Source organism: Xenorhabdus anantnagensis (genome assembly GCF_028598555.1).
GTDB classification, from domain to species: domain Bacteria; phylum Pseudomonadota; class Gammaproteobacteria; order Enterobacterales; family Enterobacteriaceae; genus Xenorhabdus; species Xenorhabdus anantnagensis.
Map to the genome: position 1 here is coordinate 11,747 of NZ_JAQRFN010000002.1, position 16,060 is coordinate 27,806.

Genomic DNA, 16,060 nt, shown 5'->3' on the forward strand with positions numbered 1-16,060 from the left:
CGTTCCTATTCTAGTCAAATTCTAATTCTACCTGCTCATTACCCAGCAGAGTTCGCAGATCTGTCAAAAGGGTGTCCGTTGGCGTTACCCGCCATGTTGCACCGAATCGTAAACGGGCGCGGGCATCTACCCGCTGGTAATAAAGATGAACCGGTATCGTACCTGAACGGTGTGGCTCCAATGCACCACGGAGGCGGTTCAATAATTGTTCATCAATTTGCCTGTCTGATAACGAGATAGCAAGCCCACGTGCAAATTTTTCACGGGCCTCACTGATATCCATTAATTCACGAACTGTCATTTTAAGCCCACCATTGAAGTCATCAAAGCTGACTTGTCCGGTAGCAATCAAAATCTTGTCCTGTTCCAATAAATGCTGATATCTTTCCAGCGCATCAGAAAACAGCATGATCTCCAGTCGTCCTGAGCGATCATCCAATGTACTGATACCAATCCGGTTTCCCCGTTTAGTTGTCAATATTTTGGATGCTAACACTAAACCTACTACAGTTGTTACTTGACCACGAGGTGTTGGATTCACATCTTTTAGACGCAACCCATTCGTATATCGTTCAATCTCTTTCAAATAACTTGTGATCGGGTGCCCAGTTAAATACAAACCCAGTGTTTCCCGCTCACCATCCAAGACGACCTGATCTGGCCATTTCGGCGTACTGGCATATGAACGCTCAACCTGTTCTGGCTCTTCCGCCAACACGCCAAACATATCTGTTTGACCTGTGGCTTCAGCTTTAGCGTGTTGATCCGCTGCTTTCAGCGCACCTTCCAGAGAAGACATCAGTGCCGCACGGTGTGGACCCAGCCGATCAAAAGCACCGGACATAATCAGTTTTTCCATCACACGGCGATTTATTTTTTTGATATCAACGCGGGCGCACAGGTCAAATAGTTCCTTAAAATGCCCTCCTTTCTGCCGGGCTTCGATAATCGCTTCGATCGGCCCTTCACCAACACCTTTAATCGCACCAATGCCGTAAACAATTTCTCCGTCATCATTGACGTGGAAATGATACAAGCCACTATTAATATCAGGAGGTAACACTTTAAGCCCCATGCGCCAGCACTCATCCACCAGCCCAACGACTTTTTCAGTATTATCCATATCAGCCGTCATCACGGCCGCCATAAATTCTGCCGGATAGTGAGCTTTCAGCCATAAAGTCTGATAAGAAACCAATGCATAAGCTGCGGAGTGAGATTTGTTGAAGCCATAACCTGCGAATTTTTCCACCAAATCGAAGATTTTCATGGAAAGTTCGCCATTAACGCCCTGTTTTATCGCTCCCTCTTCAAATACTGACCGCTGTTTAGCCATCTCCTCTGGCTTTTTCTTGCCCATTGCACGACGGAGCATATCTGCACCACCAAGCGTATAACCCGCCAAAACCTGAGCAATCTGCATCACCTGTTCCTGATACAGAATGATACCGTAAGTCGGTTCCAATACGGGTTTTAAGGATTCGTGCTGCCATTCAACATCAGGGTAGGAGAGCTCTTCCCGTCCATGTTTACGGTCGATAAAGTTATCTACCATGCCTGATTGCAACGGCCCTGGGCGGAATAATGCCACCAATGCGATCATGTCTTCAAAGCAGTCAGGACGCAGGCGTTTGATCAAATCCTTCATCCCGCGGGATTCAAGCTGGAACACTGCCGTAGTTTCAGAGCGTTGCAGCATATCGAAGCTTTTCTGATCATCCAGCGGAATAGCCGCGATATCAATCGGCTCCAACTCTTTCTTGGTACGGCGTGCATTCACCATCTCAAGTGCCCAGTTGATGATGGTGAGGGTTCTCAGGCCAAGGAAGTCAAACTTAACCAGCCCCGCATATTCCACATCGTTCTTGTCAAACTGGGTAACCGGGTTTTGCCCTTCTGGATCACAGTAAATCGGTGCAAAATCAGTAATCTTGGTTGGTGCAATAACCACACCACCGGCATGTTTACCTGCGTTACGGGTGACACCTTCCAGTTTGCGCGCCATGTCTATCAGCGCTTTAACCTCTTCATCCACTTCGTAAATTTCAGGTAGCTGTGGCTCAGCCGCAAAAGCTTTTTCCAGCGTCATGCCGGGATCAGGAGGCACCAGTTTTGATATTCGATCAACAAATCCATATGGATGCCCAAGCACACGCCCGACATCGCGGATAACCGCTTTCGCCGCCATCGTACCAAAAGTGATAATCTGCGATACTGCATCTCGTCCGTACATATCTGCAACGTGATCAATAACCTGATCGCGTTTTTCCATACAGAAATCGACGTCAAAGTCAGGCATGGAAACACGTTCAGGGTTAAGGAAACGTTCAAACAGCAGATCGAATTCCAACGGATCAAGATCGGTGATTTTTAACGCATAAGCCACAAGAGAGCCTGCACCAGAGCCACGCCCCGGGCCGACGGGAACACCATTGTCTTTCGACCACTGGATAAATTCCATCACGATCAGGAAGTAGCCAGGGAATCCCATCTGGTTAATAACTCTCAGCTCAATATCAAGACGCTCATCATATTCTGGGCGTTTTTGCGCCCTGCTCTCCGGATCGGGATAGAGAAACTCCAGACGTTCTTCTAATCCTTGCTTGGATTTTTCAATGAGGAAATCTTCGGTGCTCATTTCCCCCGTCGGAAATTGCGGCAGAAAATATTCACCAAGGCGGATCGTGATGTTACAGCGTTTAGCAATTTCTACGCTATTTTGTAATGCTTCAGGAATGTCTGAGAAAAGCTCGCACATCTCCTGTTCACTGCGTAGATATTGCTGAGGGCTGTAATTTTTAGGGCGTTTCGGATCTGCCAGCGTATAACCATCATGAATAGCAACCCGGATTTCATGGGCATCGAAATCTTCGCTTTCCAGAAAACAGACATCATTGGTTGCCACGACGGGGAGATTATTTTCGGCTGCCAGTGCCACAGCCGCATGAAGGTAGCTTTCTTCATCCTGACGCCCAGTACGGATCAGCTCAAGATAATAGCTATCAGGGAAATGCTCCTGATAAAAATCAAGGCATTGATCCACCATCACACGGTTGCCACGCAGCAGGAATTTACCCACATCGCCCATACGCCCGCCCGACAATAAGATCAGCCCAGCTTTGTATTTTACCAGCCATTCCCGTTTGATGGTCGGTCCTATCGCACCATAACCTTTTTGGTAAGCCTCTGAGATCAGCAGGGTCAGGTTCTGGTAACCTTCATTATTACGGGCAAGGATCGTCAGATGGGCATATTCGTCCCCCAACAAATCACTTTCCACATAAAAATCAGCACCAATAATTGGCTTAATACCGGCTTCGTGGGCATTGCCATAGAACTTCACCAATCCACACAAATTGGTGAAATCTGTAATCGCAAAAGCTGGCATTCCCAATTTGGCAATTTTTTTCACCAATGAGCCAGTCTTAGCCAAACCATCAATCATTGAATAATCACTGTGAACACGTAAGTGCACAAAACGTGGTTCTGTCATAGTCTGTCCAGATACTTATCCCAGATTTTTATCCAAGACCTAACGCCCGTTTAACTGGCGCAAAGCTTTTACGATGATGCTCCGTAGCACCTAAAGAAGCCAGTTTTTCTAGATGTAGGGCTGTAGGATAACCTTTATGTTTCGCAAAACCATAGTCAGGAAACTGTTTATCCAATTCTGCCATTTCTCTGTCACGCGTTACTTTGGCAAGAATGGAGGCGGCGCTTATTTCTGCAACCAGATTATCGCCCTTTACGACAGCTTGTGCTGGCATTGCTAACGCTGGGCAACGATTGCCATCAATCAGAACATAGTCAGGTATGAGTGACAAACCCTCTACTGCTCTTTGCATAGCAAGCATTGTGGCATGGAGGATGTTGAGCTGATCAATTTCTTCCCGCTCTGCACGACCGAGACTCCAACACAAGGCTTTTTCTTTTATTTCCAAATACAGCGCTTCACGACGTTTTTCCGTGAGTTTTTTCGAATCCATTAAACCCGCGATGGGTTTAGCTGGATCAAGAATAACCGCCGCAGTGACTACAGCCCCTACTAATGGGCCGCGCCCAACTTCATCAACACCGGCAATCAAATTCGCCTGAGGATAAACAAAATCCATTATCTTCTCGCTAATTCCAGAACGGCTTGTGCAGCCTGTTCATCGGCATCACAGCGAATGCTTTCGTGCAAATGCAAAAACGTTTGTTTCAACGCTTCCATATCAGCGCCACCGAGCAAAAGAGGCAACAATGCCTCTGACAACGCTTGTGGTTTGCATTCATCCTGTAGTAATTCTTTGACTAATTCTTTGCCTGCCAGCAGGTTAGGCAAGGAAACATACGGTGTTTTCACCAAGCGTTTTGCCAGCCAGAATGTAAAAGGTTTCATTCTATAGCCCACTACCATTGGGCATTTAGCCAGCATGCACTCCAGCGCTGCCGTACCGGATGCAAGTAACGTAGCATCACTGGCAATCATAGCTTCACGAGCCTTGCCATCCAATAAATGGATCTGCAAATCCGGTGCTATTTCATCTTTAATGCGCTGAAACTGTTCACGCCGTTTGGCATTAACCAAAGGAACCAAGACTTGCAGGTCGGGAAATTTCTCCCGTAATAGTTGTGCGGTTTTTAAGAAATCAGCACTCAACATCTCTACTTCAGCATGACGACTTCCGGGCAATATCGCCAGACAGTGAGCAGTCAATGGAATATCCAAAATTTTTCTGGCGGCTGCTTTATCCGTTTGCAAAGGCATCGCATCTGCCATCGTGTGCCCAATAAACTGGCATGGAACGTTAAACCGATCGTAAAAAGATTTTTCAAAGGGTAAAAATGCTAATACCAAATCCGTTGCCCGACCAATTTTAAACACACGTTTCTGACGCCATGCCCACACTGACGGGCTAACGTAATGGATCGTTCTAATGCCCTGCTGTTTAAGCCGGCCTTCTAACGTAATGTTGAAGTCAGGAGCATCGATTCCAATAAACACATCAGGCTTCAACGCGGTAAAACGCGCTGTTAAGTCTTTGCGTATTTTTAGCAAACGAGGCAAACGACCCAGAACTTCGACGATTCCCATTACTGCCAGCTCTTCCATCTCATACCAGGCTTCACAACCCTCTGCCTGCATAAGGGGGCCAGCAACACCCACAAAGCGGGCGTGCGGAATTTTTGCTTTCAATGCACGAATCAACCCAGCCCCAAGGATGTCACCGGATGTTTCTCCGGCGACCAAGCCAATTGTCAGCGGGCGCTGATTATCAATAATAGAAGAAAAGGTAGTCAAAGGAGTATCCTTCATCTACTTAACGAATGATGCCACGGCTGGATTTTGCGGAATTTTCCAGAAAATCACTGAATACTTTCACATGCGGATTGTTTTCTGCTTGAAGGCCAATATCTTCTTTGGCTTCTTCCAATGTTTTTCCACTGCGATAAAGCGTTTTATAGGAATTACGAATTGCATGCAGTGATTCTTTATCAAACCCACGGCGCTTCAGACCTTCAATATTCAATCCGAATGGTGTTGCATGGTTTCCCTGTGCGATGACGTAAGGAGGAATATCCTGAGCAACGCCAGAACAACCACCGACCATAACATGGGAACCAATCTGACAAAATTGATGCACCGCCGTCATTCCACCAATAATGACGTAATCACCCAAAATAACATGCCCACCCAATGTACCATTGTTCGCAATGATACAACGATCACCAATGATGCAGTCATGAGCGATATGTGAGTTAATCATCAGCAAGTTGTCACTGCCAACTTTAGTCACACCACCCCCCTGAACAGTGCCTCTATGGATAGAAACACTTTCACGAATGCGATTACGGTCACCAATTTCAACGCAAGTTGGTTCACCCTGATATTTGAGATCCTGATTCACCTCACCAATGGAGGCAAATTGATAAATCTGGTTATCACGACCTATCTTGGTGATCCCATTAATTACAATATGGGATTTCAACTCAGTCCCTTCACCAATCTCAACCTGAGCACCGATATAACAAAATGGGCCAATACGAACATTAGCACCAATGACAGCGCCCTCTTCAACAATGGAAGAGGGATGGATAACAGCGGTCTGATCAATCATGGGTTAAGCCTCTCGACGGCGAGCACACATCATTTCAGCTTCGCAAGCCACTTCTCCATCGACTTTCGCTACGCCCCTGAAACGCGCAACACCGCGACGTTCTTTAATAAATTCTACTTCCATTATCATTTGATCACCTGGCAGAACCGGACGCTTGAAGCGAGCGCCATCAATTGCTGCAAAGTAATACAATTCACCTGGCTCCAGCGATCCGACACTTTTGAATGCCAGAATACCAGTAGCTTGGGCCATTGCCTCAAGGATCAGAACACCAGGGAAAATTGGTTTACCAGGGAAATGCCCCTGAAAGAATGGTTCATTAAATGATACATTCTTGACTGCGCGCAGAAATTTACCTTCCTCAAAATCTAAAACACGATCTACCAGTAAAAATGGGTAGCGGTGAGGCAGTAAATTTAAAATCTCTTCAATTCGCAGAGTATGATTATCACTCATCTAAATACTCTTCCTGTCATATAAGAATCATAATATTAACGACACGGCCTGCGTTAACTCCAAATGAAGAGTTATCAGGCAGGCCGCAAAAATCAAAAGCACAACCAAAAATGCTAATTAAAAACGTTTAATCAAAGATGGCTATCCAAGGTGCTAGTATGATTACTCGTTTTCACCTTCCAGTTGGCGTTCAACTGACTTCAATCGCTTATTCATTTCGTTGATGCTCATGACTAAAGCGGCAGTCTTACGCCAGACTTTGTTCGGTTGTAACGGGATACCCGACGAATACATGCCAGGTTCTGTAATTGGACGTATCACCATGCCCATACCAGTTACAGTCACTTTATCACAGATTTCCATGTGCCCTTTAATGACACTGGCTCCACCAATCATACAGTAACGACCAATTTTCAAACTACCCGCCATAACGACACCACCAGCTATTGCTGTGTTGTCTCCGATCGTCACGTTGTGGGCAATCTGGCATTGGTTGTCTATGATAACACCATTACCGATAACTGTGTTATCCAACGCACCCCGATCGATTGTTGTGCAAGCACCGATTTCAACGCGATCTCCGATGATCACTGTGCCTAACTGTGGGATTTTAATCCAATCTCCACGTTCATTGGCATAACCAAAACCATCAGAACCTATAACAGTTCCTGATTGGATCAGGCATGATTTACCAATTTCAACATTATGGTATACCGATACATTGGCCCACAGGCGAGTTCCTGCGCCAATCCGCGCGTTTTTTCCAATAAAGCAACCCGCGCCAACAATGGCATGGTCACCAAGTACAACGCCGGACTCGATGACCGCATTAGCACCAATTGCCACATTTTTGCCCAGAACCACCTCAGAGGAGATAACCGCTGATGGGTGGATATCCTGTGCAGGTTTTGGTGTCGTATCCATAATTTGTGCCATGCGTGCATAGGCAAGGTAAGGATCATCGACAACCAACGCGGCAACCTTGCAGTGAAGAAGGTCTGCTTCACGCAGCACAACAGCCGCAGCCTGACATGCAGAAAGCTTGTCAGTATAACGACTGTCGGATAAAAATGTAATTTGCTCGTTATTTGCTGAATTCATTGGCGCAACACCGGTGATGACGATATCGCCATCACCCTGCAATTGCGCATTCAACTGCTGAGCGAGATCAGCCAATCGAATTGAAACCATCGACTTATTTAACCTGTTTCAGTACTTCTGCGGTGATATTTTTACCAGACGCAGAATACACAGCGGCACTTGCATCCAGAACAAGGTCGTAACCTTCTTTGCCTGCAACCAATTTAACTGCATCCTGAATACGGCTCATAAGTTTATTGCGTTCTTCCATATGGCGACGACGATTATCGTTTTCAAAACTCTGCCCTTTCTGAATAAATTCATCACGTTTCGCCATCACTTCTTTTTCCAGTTTTTCACGCTCACTGGCTTTCATTGTTGAGCCATCACGCTGTAATTTCTGGATTTTGGTTTGCAGATCAGATTCCATACGCTGTAATTCGGTTGCGCGGCCTTTAAACTCGCTGTCCAACTGTTTTGCCACAGCTTCACGAGCAGGTAATTGTTGGAAAACTTCAGCAACGTTCACTAAAGCAATTTTATCTGCCGCCTGAGCACCTACAGAAAATGCTAATGCCATACCCAAACTTGCTGCACACAATATTTTTTTCACTATAAACTCCTTTGACCTACGCTATTTTACAAATTGGAAAACTTAGAGCCTATCCCACTGAGCTATGTAGCTTGCCCTTTTCAATTTGGAATTCACTCACAATATTGCCTGATCTAATAGTAGAGCGATTTTTACCAAAAATGATTAATAATTACCAAACTCCGCCAATATTGAATTGGAACTGCTCCGATCTATCACCTTCGTATTCCTTAATTGGCTTCGCATACGAGAAGCTCAATGGCCCTAATGGTGATATCCATTGCAAAGCAATACCGGCCGAAACACGGATATTATTTGGCTTACTGTAGTCTGGCATAGCGTGAGTCTTCGCCCAATTAGTATCCCAATTGGTATCCCATACAGTTCCTGCGTCCACAAATAGAGAAGTCCGCAGGGAATTGGAATATTTAGCATCCAGGAATGGTGTAGGGGTAATCAGTTCGAAACTGGCAACTGCCGTCGCGTTACCTCCCACAGCATCACGGGATGGGCTATTGTTTGCAGGTACAGGGTTGCCTTTATCATCTTTCTCTAAATAAATAGCTTTCGGGCCAATATTATTCGAACGGAAGCCACGAACACTGCTAGTACCGCCGGCATAGAAGTTTTCATAGAATGGCATTTCTTTGCCACCAAAACCGCCGCCATACCCTAGACGTGTTCGTCCCATCAGCACCCATGAATGAGCATCATTCAATGGATAATAGCCTGCTGAGTTCCAAGTGACTTTATAGAACTGATTATCTGAGCCAGGGATTGTCACTTTCGCATCCAGAGAGGATTTCAGACCCGATGTTGGGAAGAAACCCCGGTTAAGATCGTTGTAAATCCATCCCACCGTTATCGCGAAGTCATTGGAATCAAATCTTGCCTTATCATCAAAATTTTCTTTTCTGCCCATCTTGTTCAAATAACGCCACATCGCAGCCTGTGGTCGCATGTTAGACAGGGAGTTATGTATATAACCCAGTCTCAATGATAAGCCGTTATTTTCATTTAATGGAAACCCGAGCGTTCCCTCAGTACCGTATGCTTTATTAGTATAATTCGAAAGATCAGCATCATTGGCGCGGAAGTCATTATAGAACACACGTCCACCCAAACTTACACCATCAACAGTGAAGTAAGGGTTAGTTATGGATAAGTCAGCCGATGTTGAATAGTCATTTTTACTGGCGTTGATACCTACAGAGTTTCCGGTTCCCAGCCAGTTAGCCTGCTGGACACCAACTTGGAAACTCATGCCACTTTCTGTACCGAAACCAACACCAAAGTTCATAGAACCCGTATTACGCTCTTTGACTTTGTAAACTACATCAACCTGATCCGGGCTGCTTGGCAAACGTTCAGTCTCTACATCAACAGAGTCAAAATATCCCAATCGATTTAGACGTTCTTTGCCCTGTTCAACCAAATCACTCCCCAGCCATGCGCCTTCCATCTGACGCATTTCACGACGCAGTACCGAATCTTTACTAACATCATTGCCTGAAAAGCGGATTTTACGCACGTAGAAACGATTGCCGGCATCGATATTTACATGCAGCTTAACCGTTTTATCCGCATCATTGATTTCAGGTTGTGTCATCACACGGGGGTAAGCATAACCATGGCGGCCAAGCAGGTTTTTGATGGCTTTTTCCATCTTGGTCACTTCTGCACCGTTATACAGTGAACCCGGCTTAATTTTAGTCAATTCGCCGATTTGAGACTGGTAACCAGCCAAATTACCATTCAAATCAACACCTGCGATTTTGTATTGATCGCCTTCGGTGATATTGACAGTAATATAAATATCTTTCTTCTCTGGCGTCAGGTTAACTTGAGTCGAGTTGATGTTGAAACGAGCATAGCCTCGATCAAGATAGAAACTGCGCAGGGTTTCAAGGTCGCCTGCTAATTTTTGTTTCTGATATTTCTGATCAGCCATCATGTTCCACCAAGGAACATCGTCCCTAAGTTGGAAATGGTTAAGCAGCTCATTAGTTGAAAAGGCTTTATTGCCAACAATATTAATTTGTTGGATCTTGGCAGAAACCCCTTCAGAGAAAATGAGTTTCAAATCAACACGGTTGCGGGGCAGTGGCGTGACTACAGCTTTTACTGTCGCGCTGTATTTACCAACACTGTAATAGAAATCTTCCAGCCCTTTCTCAATATTGGACAGCATGGTGCGATCAAGGGCTTCACCAACACGAACACGCGAAGCCTCAAGATTTTGCTTGAGCATATCATCTTTCACCGATTTGTTACCGGAGAAAGTAATACTGGCGATAGTTGGCCGTTCTTTTACTTGAACAACAAGTGAATTGCCATCACGTAAGACACGAACATCTTCAAAGTTTCCAGTTGAGAACAATGAGTGAATCATGCGGCTAATATCTTCATCACTAACCGTATCACCTACTCGAACTGGCATGTTCAGTAATGCTGCACCAACGGTGACACGTTGAAGACCCTCAAAGTGAATGTCCCGAACTACGAATCCGTCTGAACCGTATGCAGTGGCGCTGCCGAACAGCAGCGACGCTATGAGCAACTTTTTCATCGCCATCGTTGTTATGCGTTTTCCTAACCGGTCCCCCACCTTAAAAGCGGGAGAAATCATTGAAAAGTGCAAGCCCCATTAATAACACCAGTAATATAGCACCAATGCGATAACTGAAGTCTTGTACACGCTCGGAGACTGGCCCCCCCTTGATCTTTTCGATAGCAAGGAAAAGCAAGTGTCCACCATCTAGTACAGGTAATGGGAACAAATTAATGATCCCAAGGTTGACGCTAATCAGCGCCAAAAACATTAAATAATACACCAAGCCAGAATCAGCCGATACTCCAGCACCTTTGGCAATGGATATCGGGCCGCTCAGGTTATTAAGTTTTAAGTCACCCACAATCAACTTGCCGATCATCTTGACTGTCAGCTTCATCAATTGCCAAGTTTTATCTCCTGCCTCATAAATGGCAGAAAGAGGACCATATTGCTGAATAACTTTGTATTCATCCGCCAATGGAATGATTTTCAATTCGGCGCCAGCAAAACCCTCCTCACGATCATTGGACAGTTTTCTGACTTCAGGAGTCAGAGACAGAGAAATCATTCCACCTGCCCTTGCAACGTCCAATTTTAGAGGAATATTCGGATTCTTCCTGACAAAAGAAGAAAAAGTGTGCCAGACATCGACATCTTGACCATTGACTTTAACGATCCTATCCCCACTTTGTAAACCTGCTTTTTCAGCAGCAGAAGCAGGATGAACTTTTTCCACTTGCGAACTAATCTGTGGAACAACAGGCATAATTCCCAAAGACAGCAAAACATCCTGTCTGGACGGATCAAAAGTCCATTCACGCAAATCCAGAGTTTTTTGAACACTATCAAGCGACGCCATGGGTAAGACATCCACAGCTACCGATGTCGCCCCTACTTTACCTATCATGGCAAGGCGTACCGAATTCCAATCAGGAGTTTCGATACCATTAACGGCTTTTAGTTCCATTCCTGGCAAAATATTTGCCTGTGCAGCAATCGAATTTTGCTTCACATCCAACACTACAGAACGCACGGATGGCACGCCAATCACAAAAACCAGCCAATAAGCGAATACCGCCAGAATGAAGTTTGCGATTGGCCCTGCGCTGATAACCGCCGCGCGCTGACCAATAGTTTTGTTATTGAATGCCATATGACGACGTTCGGGAGAAACTTCCCCTACCCGCTCGTCGAGCATTTTGACATATCCACCAAGGGGGATAAGGGCGATAGCGTATTCAGTTCCCTGTTTATCTGTCCGACGCCAAAGCACTTTACCAAACCCGATGGAAAAGCGTTCAACGTAGATACCACATCGTCTGGCAACCCAAAAATGACCAAACTCATGCACTGTGATGAGAACACCTAAAGCAACAATAAATGCAGCCAGATTCCAGAGAATATCCATTATGTACCTTCAGAGAATAAATCCAGAAGAAATCAACATAACCAGCCCAGCGAATACTGGAACCGCCGCTGTTAGACTATCAACCCTATCCATGACACCACCGTGCCCCGGAATCAATTGACTGCTGTCTTTGATCCCAGATTCCCGCTTGAACATACTTTCAGTCAAATCCCCAAAGACCGAGGCAATAACCACCACCGCAGAAATCAGCAACAAATGTTCTGGCATCGCGGGAACAGGGGCAAATTTTCCAAACAACCACGAAATCAGCCCAGCAGTTAATAACCCACCGACAAGCCCCTCAAGTGTTTTGCCTGGTGATACTTTGGGGGCCATTTTATGCTTACCCATTGTGCGGCCAAAAATATAAGCGCCTGAATCGGCAGCCCATACCAACAGCATGACGTACAGCAACCACCAGGCACCATCATAGCTATTATTTTCATAGCCCTGAGTACGCAGCACCATCATTCCACAATAAAATGGCACGATAGTCAGCACCCCAAATAGCAGACGCAAAACAACCGATGATTTCCAGATGGAGGCAGAAGCCGGATAAGTTACCACCAATAAAATAGCGGCCACCCACCAAAGCATGCCAGCCCATAATAGATATACAATTTGTGGCTTTTCAATAAGATGAGAAAAATCCGACAAAGAGAACTGCAAGGCTAGTAACCCTACAGCAAATAACGCGGCCAGCATGATACGTTTAAATTGAGTGAAGAGACCTGCAAATTGTCCCCATTCCCATGCAGCAAGTGTTGATACAGCAATGACAACCAACCCAAACCCTGATGGTGGGAGGACAAACAACGCTACAATAACAAGTGGAATCAATATCAACGTAGTTAAAAGACGGTACTTCAGCAAGTTCTCCTCCTATGATCCCACTTCGGCATCGTCTGGTATTGCTCCGCCAAATCGGCGTTCTCGTTTAACAAAGGCATTAATAGCACCTTCAAAAGAAGTTTCATCAAAATCAGGCCAAAGTATATCGGTAAAATACAATTCTGCATAAGCGATCTGCCATAACAGGAAATTACTGATACGATGTTCGCCTCCGGTTCTAATAACCAGATCAACTTCGGGCTGCTGTCTTAAACTGATAAAGCGACCAACTGTAGCTTCGGTGATCTCTTCTGGAACCAACTCATTTGCTTTAATTTTTTCAGCAATTTGTTTAACACTCTGAATCAGATCCCAACGACCACCATAGTTAGCAGCAATATTAAGTTGCAATCCGGTATTACCCGCTGTCAATTCAACTGAACGGCAGATACGCTCCTGTAATCGTGAGCTAAAACGACTGATATCACCAATAACAGACAATTTCACATTGTGTTTGTGCAGGTTTTTTACTTCATTATCGAGGGCGAAAACAAACAACTCCATCAATGAATTGACTTCCTGCTGTGGGCGATTCCAGTTTTCGCTGCTAAAAGCATATAACGTCAGCGATTCAATATTATGTTTAACTGAAAAACTCACGGCACTCCGTACTGCTTTAATTCCTGCACGGTGACCAAAAATTCTTAATTTGCCACGCTTTTTTGCCCAGCGACCATTACCATCCATAATGATGGCAACATGTCTGGGTAATGTTGGCAATGAGTCACTATCACTGGGAGATATCACTCAAAATAATCCTTAAATAACTAAGCTGACTTTTCGATAAATCCAATCACTTCCAAACATGAAAAAGCCGTGTTACGTGTCAATAATTACCACGGATACCACGGCTATTTCTGGCATGACCTGAATGAAAGCCTTTATCTCTGGTAAGCCCTAACATGCTTATCCATGATTAGAATGCAGGAACCAGATAATTGAATTGGCTATTATAGCAACTATAATTCACTCGCGAACTATACCATTTGCCAAAACGCAAACATATATTTATTAACAAAACTTGCTATTTGGCAAAAGTTCTTATGGTTTCCCTCGCCAAGGCTCTTGCTATGCTATCGATTTCTAGAACTTCTTCGATGCTTTGAGGTTCAGGTAAATTTACTTTTTCCACTACCAATCGATTGATTGTCGCAATATCGGTGAAACGGATCCCGTCGTTCAAAAAAACATTAACTGTTTCTTCGTTTGCGGCATTCAAAGCCGTTGTTGCCGCCTGTCCTTGGTGACAAGCCTCAATAGCCAATTTTAAACAAGGGTAACGCTGATAATCCAGAGACTCAAAAGTGAGCATGCTCAATTCAGTAAAATCCAATGGCTTTGCACCGGATGAAATGCGATTAGGATAGGCCATCGCATAAGCAATTGGGGTACACATATCCTGCGTTCCCAGCTGTGCAATGATGCTGCCATCCTGATAACGAACCATTGAGTGGATGATTGATTGGGGATGCAATAATATTTCCATTTCATCTGAAGATGCATTGAACAGGTAACACGCTTCGATATATTCCAATCCCTTGTTCATCATGGTGGCAGAGTCAACAGAAATTTTACGTCCCATTGACCAGATAGGATGAGCACACGCTTCATCTGGAGTAACATCAGGTAATTTATCTAAAAGTGTCTTGCGGAACGGTCCGCCCGATCCCGTCAGAATAATGCTGGAGATACCGTGTTCTTTTAAATTTATATTGCCGAGGTTGTGCTGAACCACCTCTGGCAGACTTTGGAAAATGGCATTATGTTCACTATCAATTGGCAGCAGTTGTGCTTTATATTGAACAACCGCATCCATAAACAGACGACCACTGGTAATCAGAGATTCTTTGTTAGCCAGCAGTACTTGTTTGCCCTTACGGATAGCCGCCAAAGTTGGCAATAAACCTGCAACACCAACAATAGCTGACATGACCTGATCGACTTCGTCCAATGCAGCTAAATCACAAATGGCATCTTTACCGAACAGAACTTCAGTTTGGCTTCCCTGCTCCTGCAATAACTGGCGCAGAACCTTTGCCGACTGCTCATCTGCCATTGCGGCATATTGTGGATGGAATTCCAAACATTGCTGTGCCATGACTTCAATATTTTTCCCGGCAACCAGTGCGACGACACTGAATTTATCCGGGTTATTTCGGACAACAGAAAGCGTACTTTTCCCAATCGAACCCGTTGAGCCAAGAATAGTTAACCGTTTCATTTTAATACTCTAAGTATACTACTGATATAAAATCACAATGGAAAATCACAACAGAAAATCGTAATAGTTTGAGCGGAATAGAGCGCTATGTCCATCGCTTGAGAAAGAAATGTGATACGAAGTGTAATATCAAAGATAAGAACAACGCCGCAGGAATTGCGGCGTTGTATGTATGAAATGGCAATTAGAAATCCATCAGCTCAGTTTCTTTATTTGCCAGCGCTTCATCAATTTTCTTAATGAAGCTGTCGGTCAGTTTCTGAACGTCATCTTGTGAACGGCGTTCTTCATCTTCACTGATTTCTTTGTCTTTCAGCAGAGACTTGACCTTCTCGTTCGCATCACGACGAATGTTACGGATGGATACACGACCCTGCTCCGCTTCGCCACGAACAACTTTAATCAGATCCTTACGACGCTCTTCTGTCAGTGGTGGCAGTGGAACACGGATAGTGGTTCCGGCAGAAGATGGGTTCAGGCCCAGATCAGAAGCCATAATTGCTTTTTCGATAGCCGCAGTCATAGAACGATCAAATACTGTGATCGCCAAAGTGCGAGCATCTTCTGCAACAACGTTTGCAATCTGACGCAGAGGAGTCGCTGAGCCATAATATTCAACGCTGATGCCATCCAGCAGACTAGGAGAAGCACGGCCAGTACGAACCTTGCTGATTTGGTTTTTCAGTGCTTCGACGCTTTTTTCCATGCGGTCTTGTGCGTCTTTTTTGATTTCATTAATCACGTTACAAACCCTTGG

13 protein-coding genes are annotated in these 16,060 nt (G+C 44.9%); all 13 read right to left on the bottom strand.

The annotated features are described in order from the left end of the window. Positions 1 to 10: 10 nt before the first annotated feature. Positions 11 to 3,493, bottom strand: coding sequence for a DNA polymerase III subunit alpha (dnaE, locus tag PSI14_RS01710; RefSeq protein ID WP_273574119.1), 3,483 nt, complete (start codon positions 3,491 to 3,493; stop codon positions 11 to 13). Positions 3,494 to 3,521: 28 nt separating this feature from the next. Further along, positions 3,522 to 4,112, bottom strand: coding sequence for a ribonuclease HII (gene rnhB / locus PSI14_RS01715; RefSeq protein ID WP_273574120.1), 591 nt, complete (start codon positions 4,110 to 4,112; stop codon positions 3,522 to 3,524). Then, complete coding sequence (gene lpxB / locus PSI14_RS01720) at positions 4,112 to 5,299, bottom strand: lipid-A-disaccharide synthase (protein WP_273574121.1); 1,188 nt, start codon at positions 5,297 to 5,299, stop codon at positions 4,112 to 4,114. The genes rnhB and lpxB overlap by 1 nt, the downstream gene beginning before the upstream one ends. A gap of 4 nt (positions 5,300 to 5,303) precedes the next feature. Beyond that, positions 5,304 to 6,101 (bottom strand): acyl-ACP--UDP-N-acetylglucosamine O-acyltransferase, encoded by a 798-nt coding sequence (gene lpxA, locus PSI14_RS01725; RefSeq protein WP_273574122.1) that lies wholly within the window; start codon positions 6,099 to 6,101, stop codon positions 5,304 to 5,306. 3 nt (positions 6,102 to 6,104) lie between these two features. After that, positions 6,105 to 6,557, bottom strand: coding sequence for a 3-hydroxyacyl-ACP dehydratase FabZ (gene fabZ, locus PSI14_RS01730; protein ID WP_273574123.1), 453 nt, complete (start codon positions 6,555 to 6,557; stop codon positions 6,105 to 6,107). A gap of 162 nt (positions 6,558 to 6,719) precedes the next feature. Beyond that, entirely contained in the window at positions 6,720 to 7,748 is a 1,029-nt protein-coding gene (lpxD, locus tag PSI14_RS01735; protein WP_273574124.1) for a UDP-3-O-(3-hydroxymyristoyl)glucosamine N-acyltransferase, read from the bottom strand. Positions 7,749 to 7,752: 4 nt separating this feature from the next. Continuing rightward, positions 7,753 to 8,250, bottom strand: a complete 498-nt coding sequence (gene skp, locus PSI14_RS01740) for a molecular chaperone Skp (RefSeq protein WP_273574125.1) — start codon at positions 8,248 to 8,250, stop codon at positions 7,753 to 7,755. A 151-nt stretch (positions 8,251 to 8,401) separates the two neighbouring features. Beyond that, positions 8,402 to 10,804, bottom strand: coding sequence for an outer membrane protein assembly factor BamA (gene bamA / locus PSI14_RS01745; RefSeq protein WP_273574126.1), 2,403 nt, complete (start codon positions 10,802 to 10,804; stop codon positions 8,402 to 8,404). Between the two features lie 34 nt (positions 10,805 to 10,838). Next, the gene (gene rseP / locus PSI14_RS01750; protein ID WP_273574347.1) at positions 10,839 to 12,194 is read right to left on the bottom strand and encodes a sigma E protease regulator RseP; all 1,356 of its coding nucleotides are present in this window, start codon (positions 12,192 to 12,194) and stop codon (positions 10,839 to 10,841) included. Between the two features lie 6 nt (positions 12,195 to 12,200). Beyond that, positions 12,201 to 13,064: a phosphatidate cytidylyltransferase gene (gene cdsA, locus PSI14_RS01755; RefSeq protein WP_273574127.1), complete on the bottom strand. Its 864-nt coding sequence runs from the start codon at positions 13,062 to 13,064 to the stop codon at positions 12,201 to 12,203. A 9-nt stretch (positions 13,065 to 13,073) separates the two neighbouring features. After that, on the bottom strand, positions 13,074 to 13,829 hold the full coding sequence (gene ispU / locus PSI14_RS01760; protein WP_370688803.1) for a (2E,6E)-farnesyl-diphosphate-specific ditrans,polycis-undecaprenyl-diphosphate synthase: 756 nt from the start codon (positions 13,827 to 13,829) through the stop codon (positions 13,074 to 13,076). Positions 13,830 to 14,106: 277 nt separating this feature from the next. Next, positions 14,107 to 15,303, bottom strand: coding sequence for a 1-deoxy-D-xylulose-5-phosphate reductoisomerase (gene ispC / locus PSI14_RS01765; protein WP_273574128.1), 1,197 nt, complete (start codon positions 15,301 to 15,303; stop codon positions 14,107 to 14,109). A gap of 184 nt (positions 15,304 to 15,487) precedes the next feature. Beyond that, positions 15,488 to 16,045, bottom strand: coding sequence for a ribosome recycling factor (frr, locus tag PSI14_RS01770; RefSeq protein WP_273574129.1), 558 nt, complete (start codon positions 16,043 to 16,045; stop codon positions 15,488 to 15,490). Positions 16,046 to 16,060: the final 15 nt, after the last annotated feature.

Bases quoted from the DNA above. Each gene is read 5' to 3' on its own strand.
- dnaE (WP_273574119.1), bottom strand. From the start codon at position 3,493: ATGACAGAACCACGTTTTGTGCACTTACGTGTTCACAGTGATTATTCA.
- rnhB (WP_273574120.1), bottom strand. From the start codon at position 4,112: ATGGATTTTGTTTATCCTCAGGCGAATTTGATTGCCGGTGTTGATGAA.
- lpxB (WP_273574121.1), bottom strand. From the start codon at position 5,299: ATGAAGGATACTCCTTTGACTACCTTTTCTTCTATTATTGATAATCAG.
- lpxA (WP_273574122.1), bottom strand. From the start codon at position 6,101: ATGATTGATCAGACCGCTGTTATCCATCCCTCTTCCATTGTTGAAGAG.
- fabZ (WP_273574123.1), bottom strand. From the start codon at position 6,557: ATGAGTGATAATCATACTCTGCGAATTGAAGAGATTTTAAATTTACTG.
- lpxD (WP_273574124.1), bottom strand. From the start codon at position 7,748: ATGGTTTCAATTCGATTGGCTGATCTCGCTCAGCAGTTGAATGCGCAA.
- bamA (WP_273574126.1), bottom strand. From the start codon at position 10,804: ATGGCGATGAAAAAGTTGCTCATAGCGTCGCTGCTGTTCGGCAGCGCC.
- ispC (WP_273574128.1), bottom strand. From the start codon at position 15,303: ATGAAACGGTTAACTATTCTTGGCTCAACGGGTTCGATTGGGAAAAGT.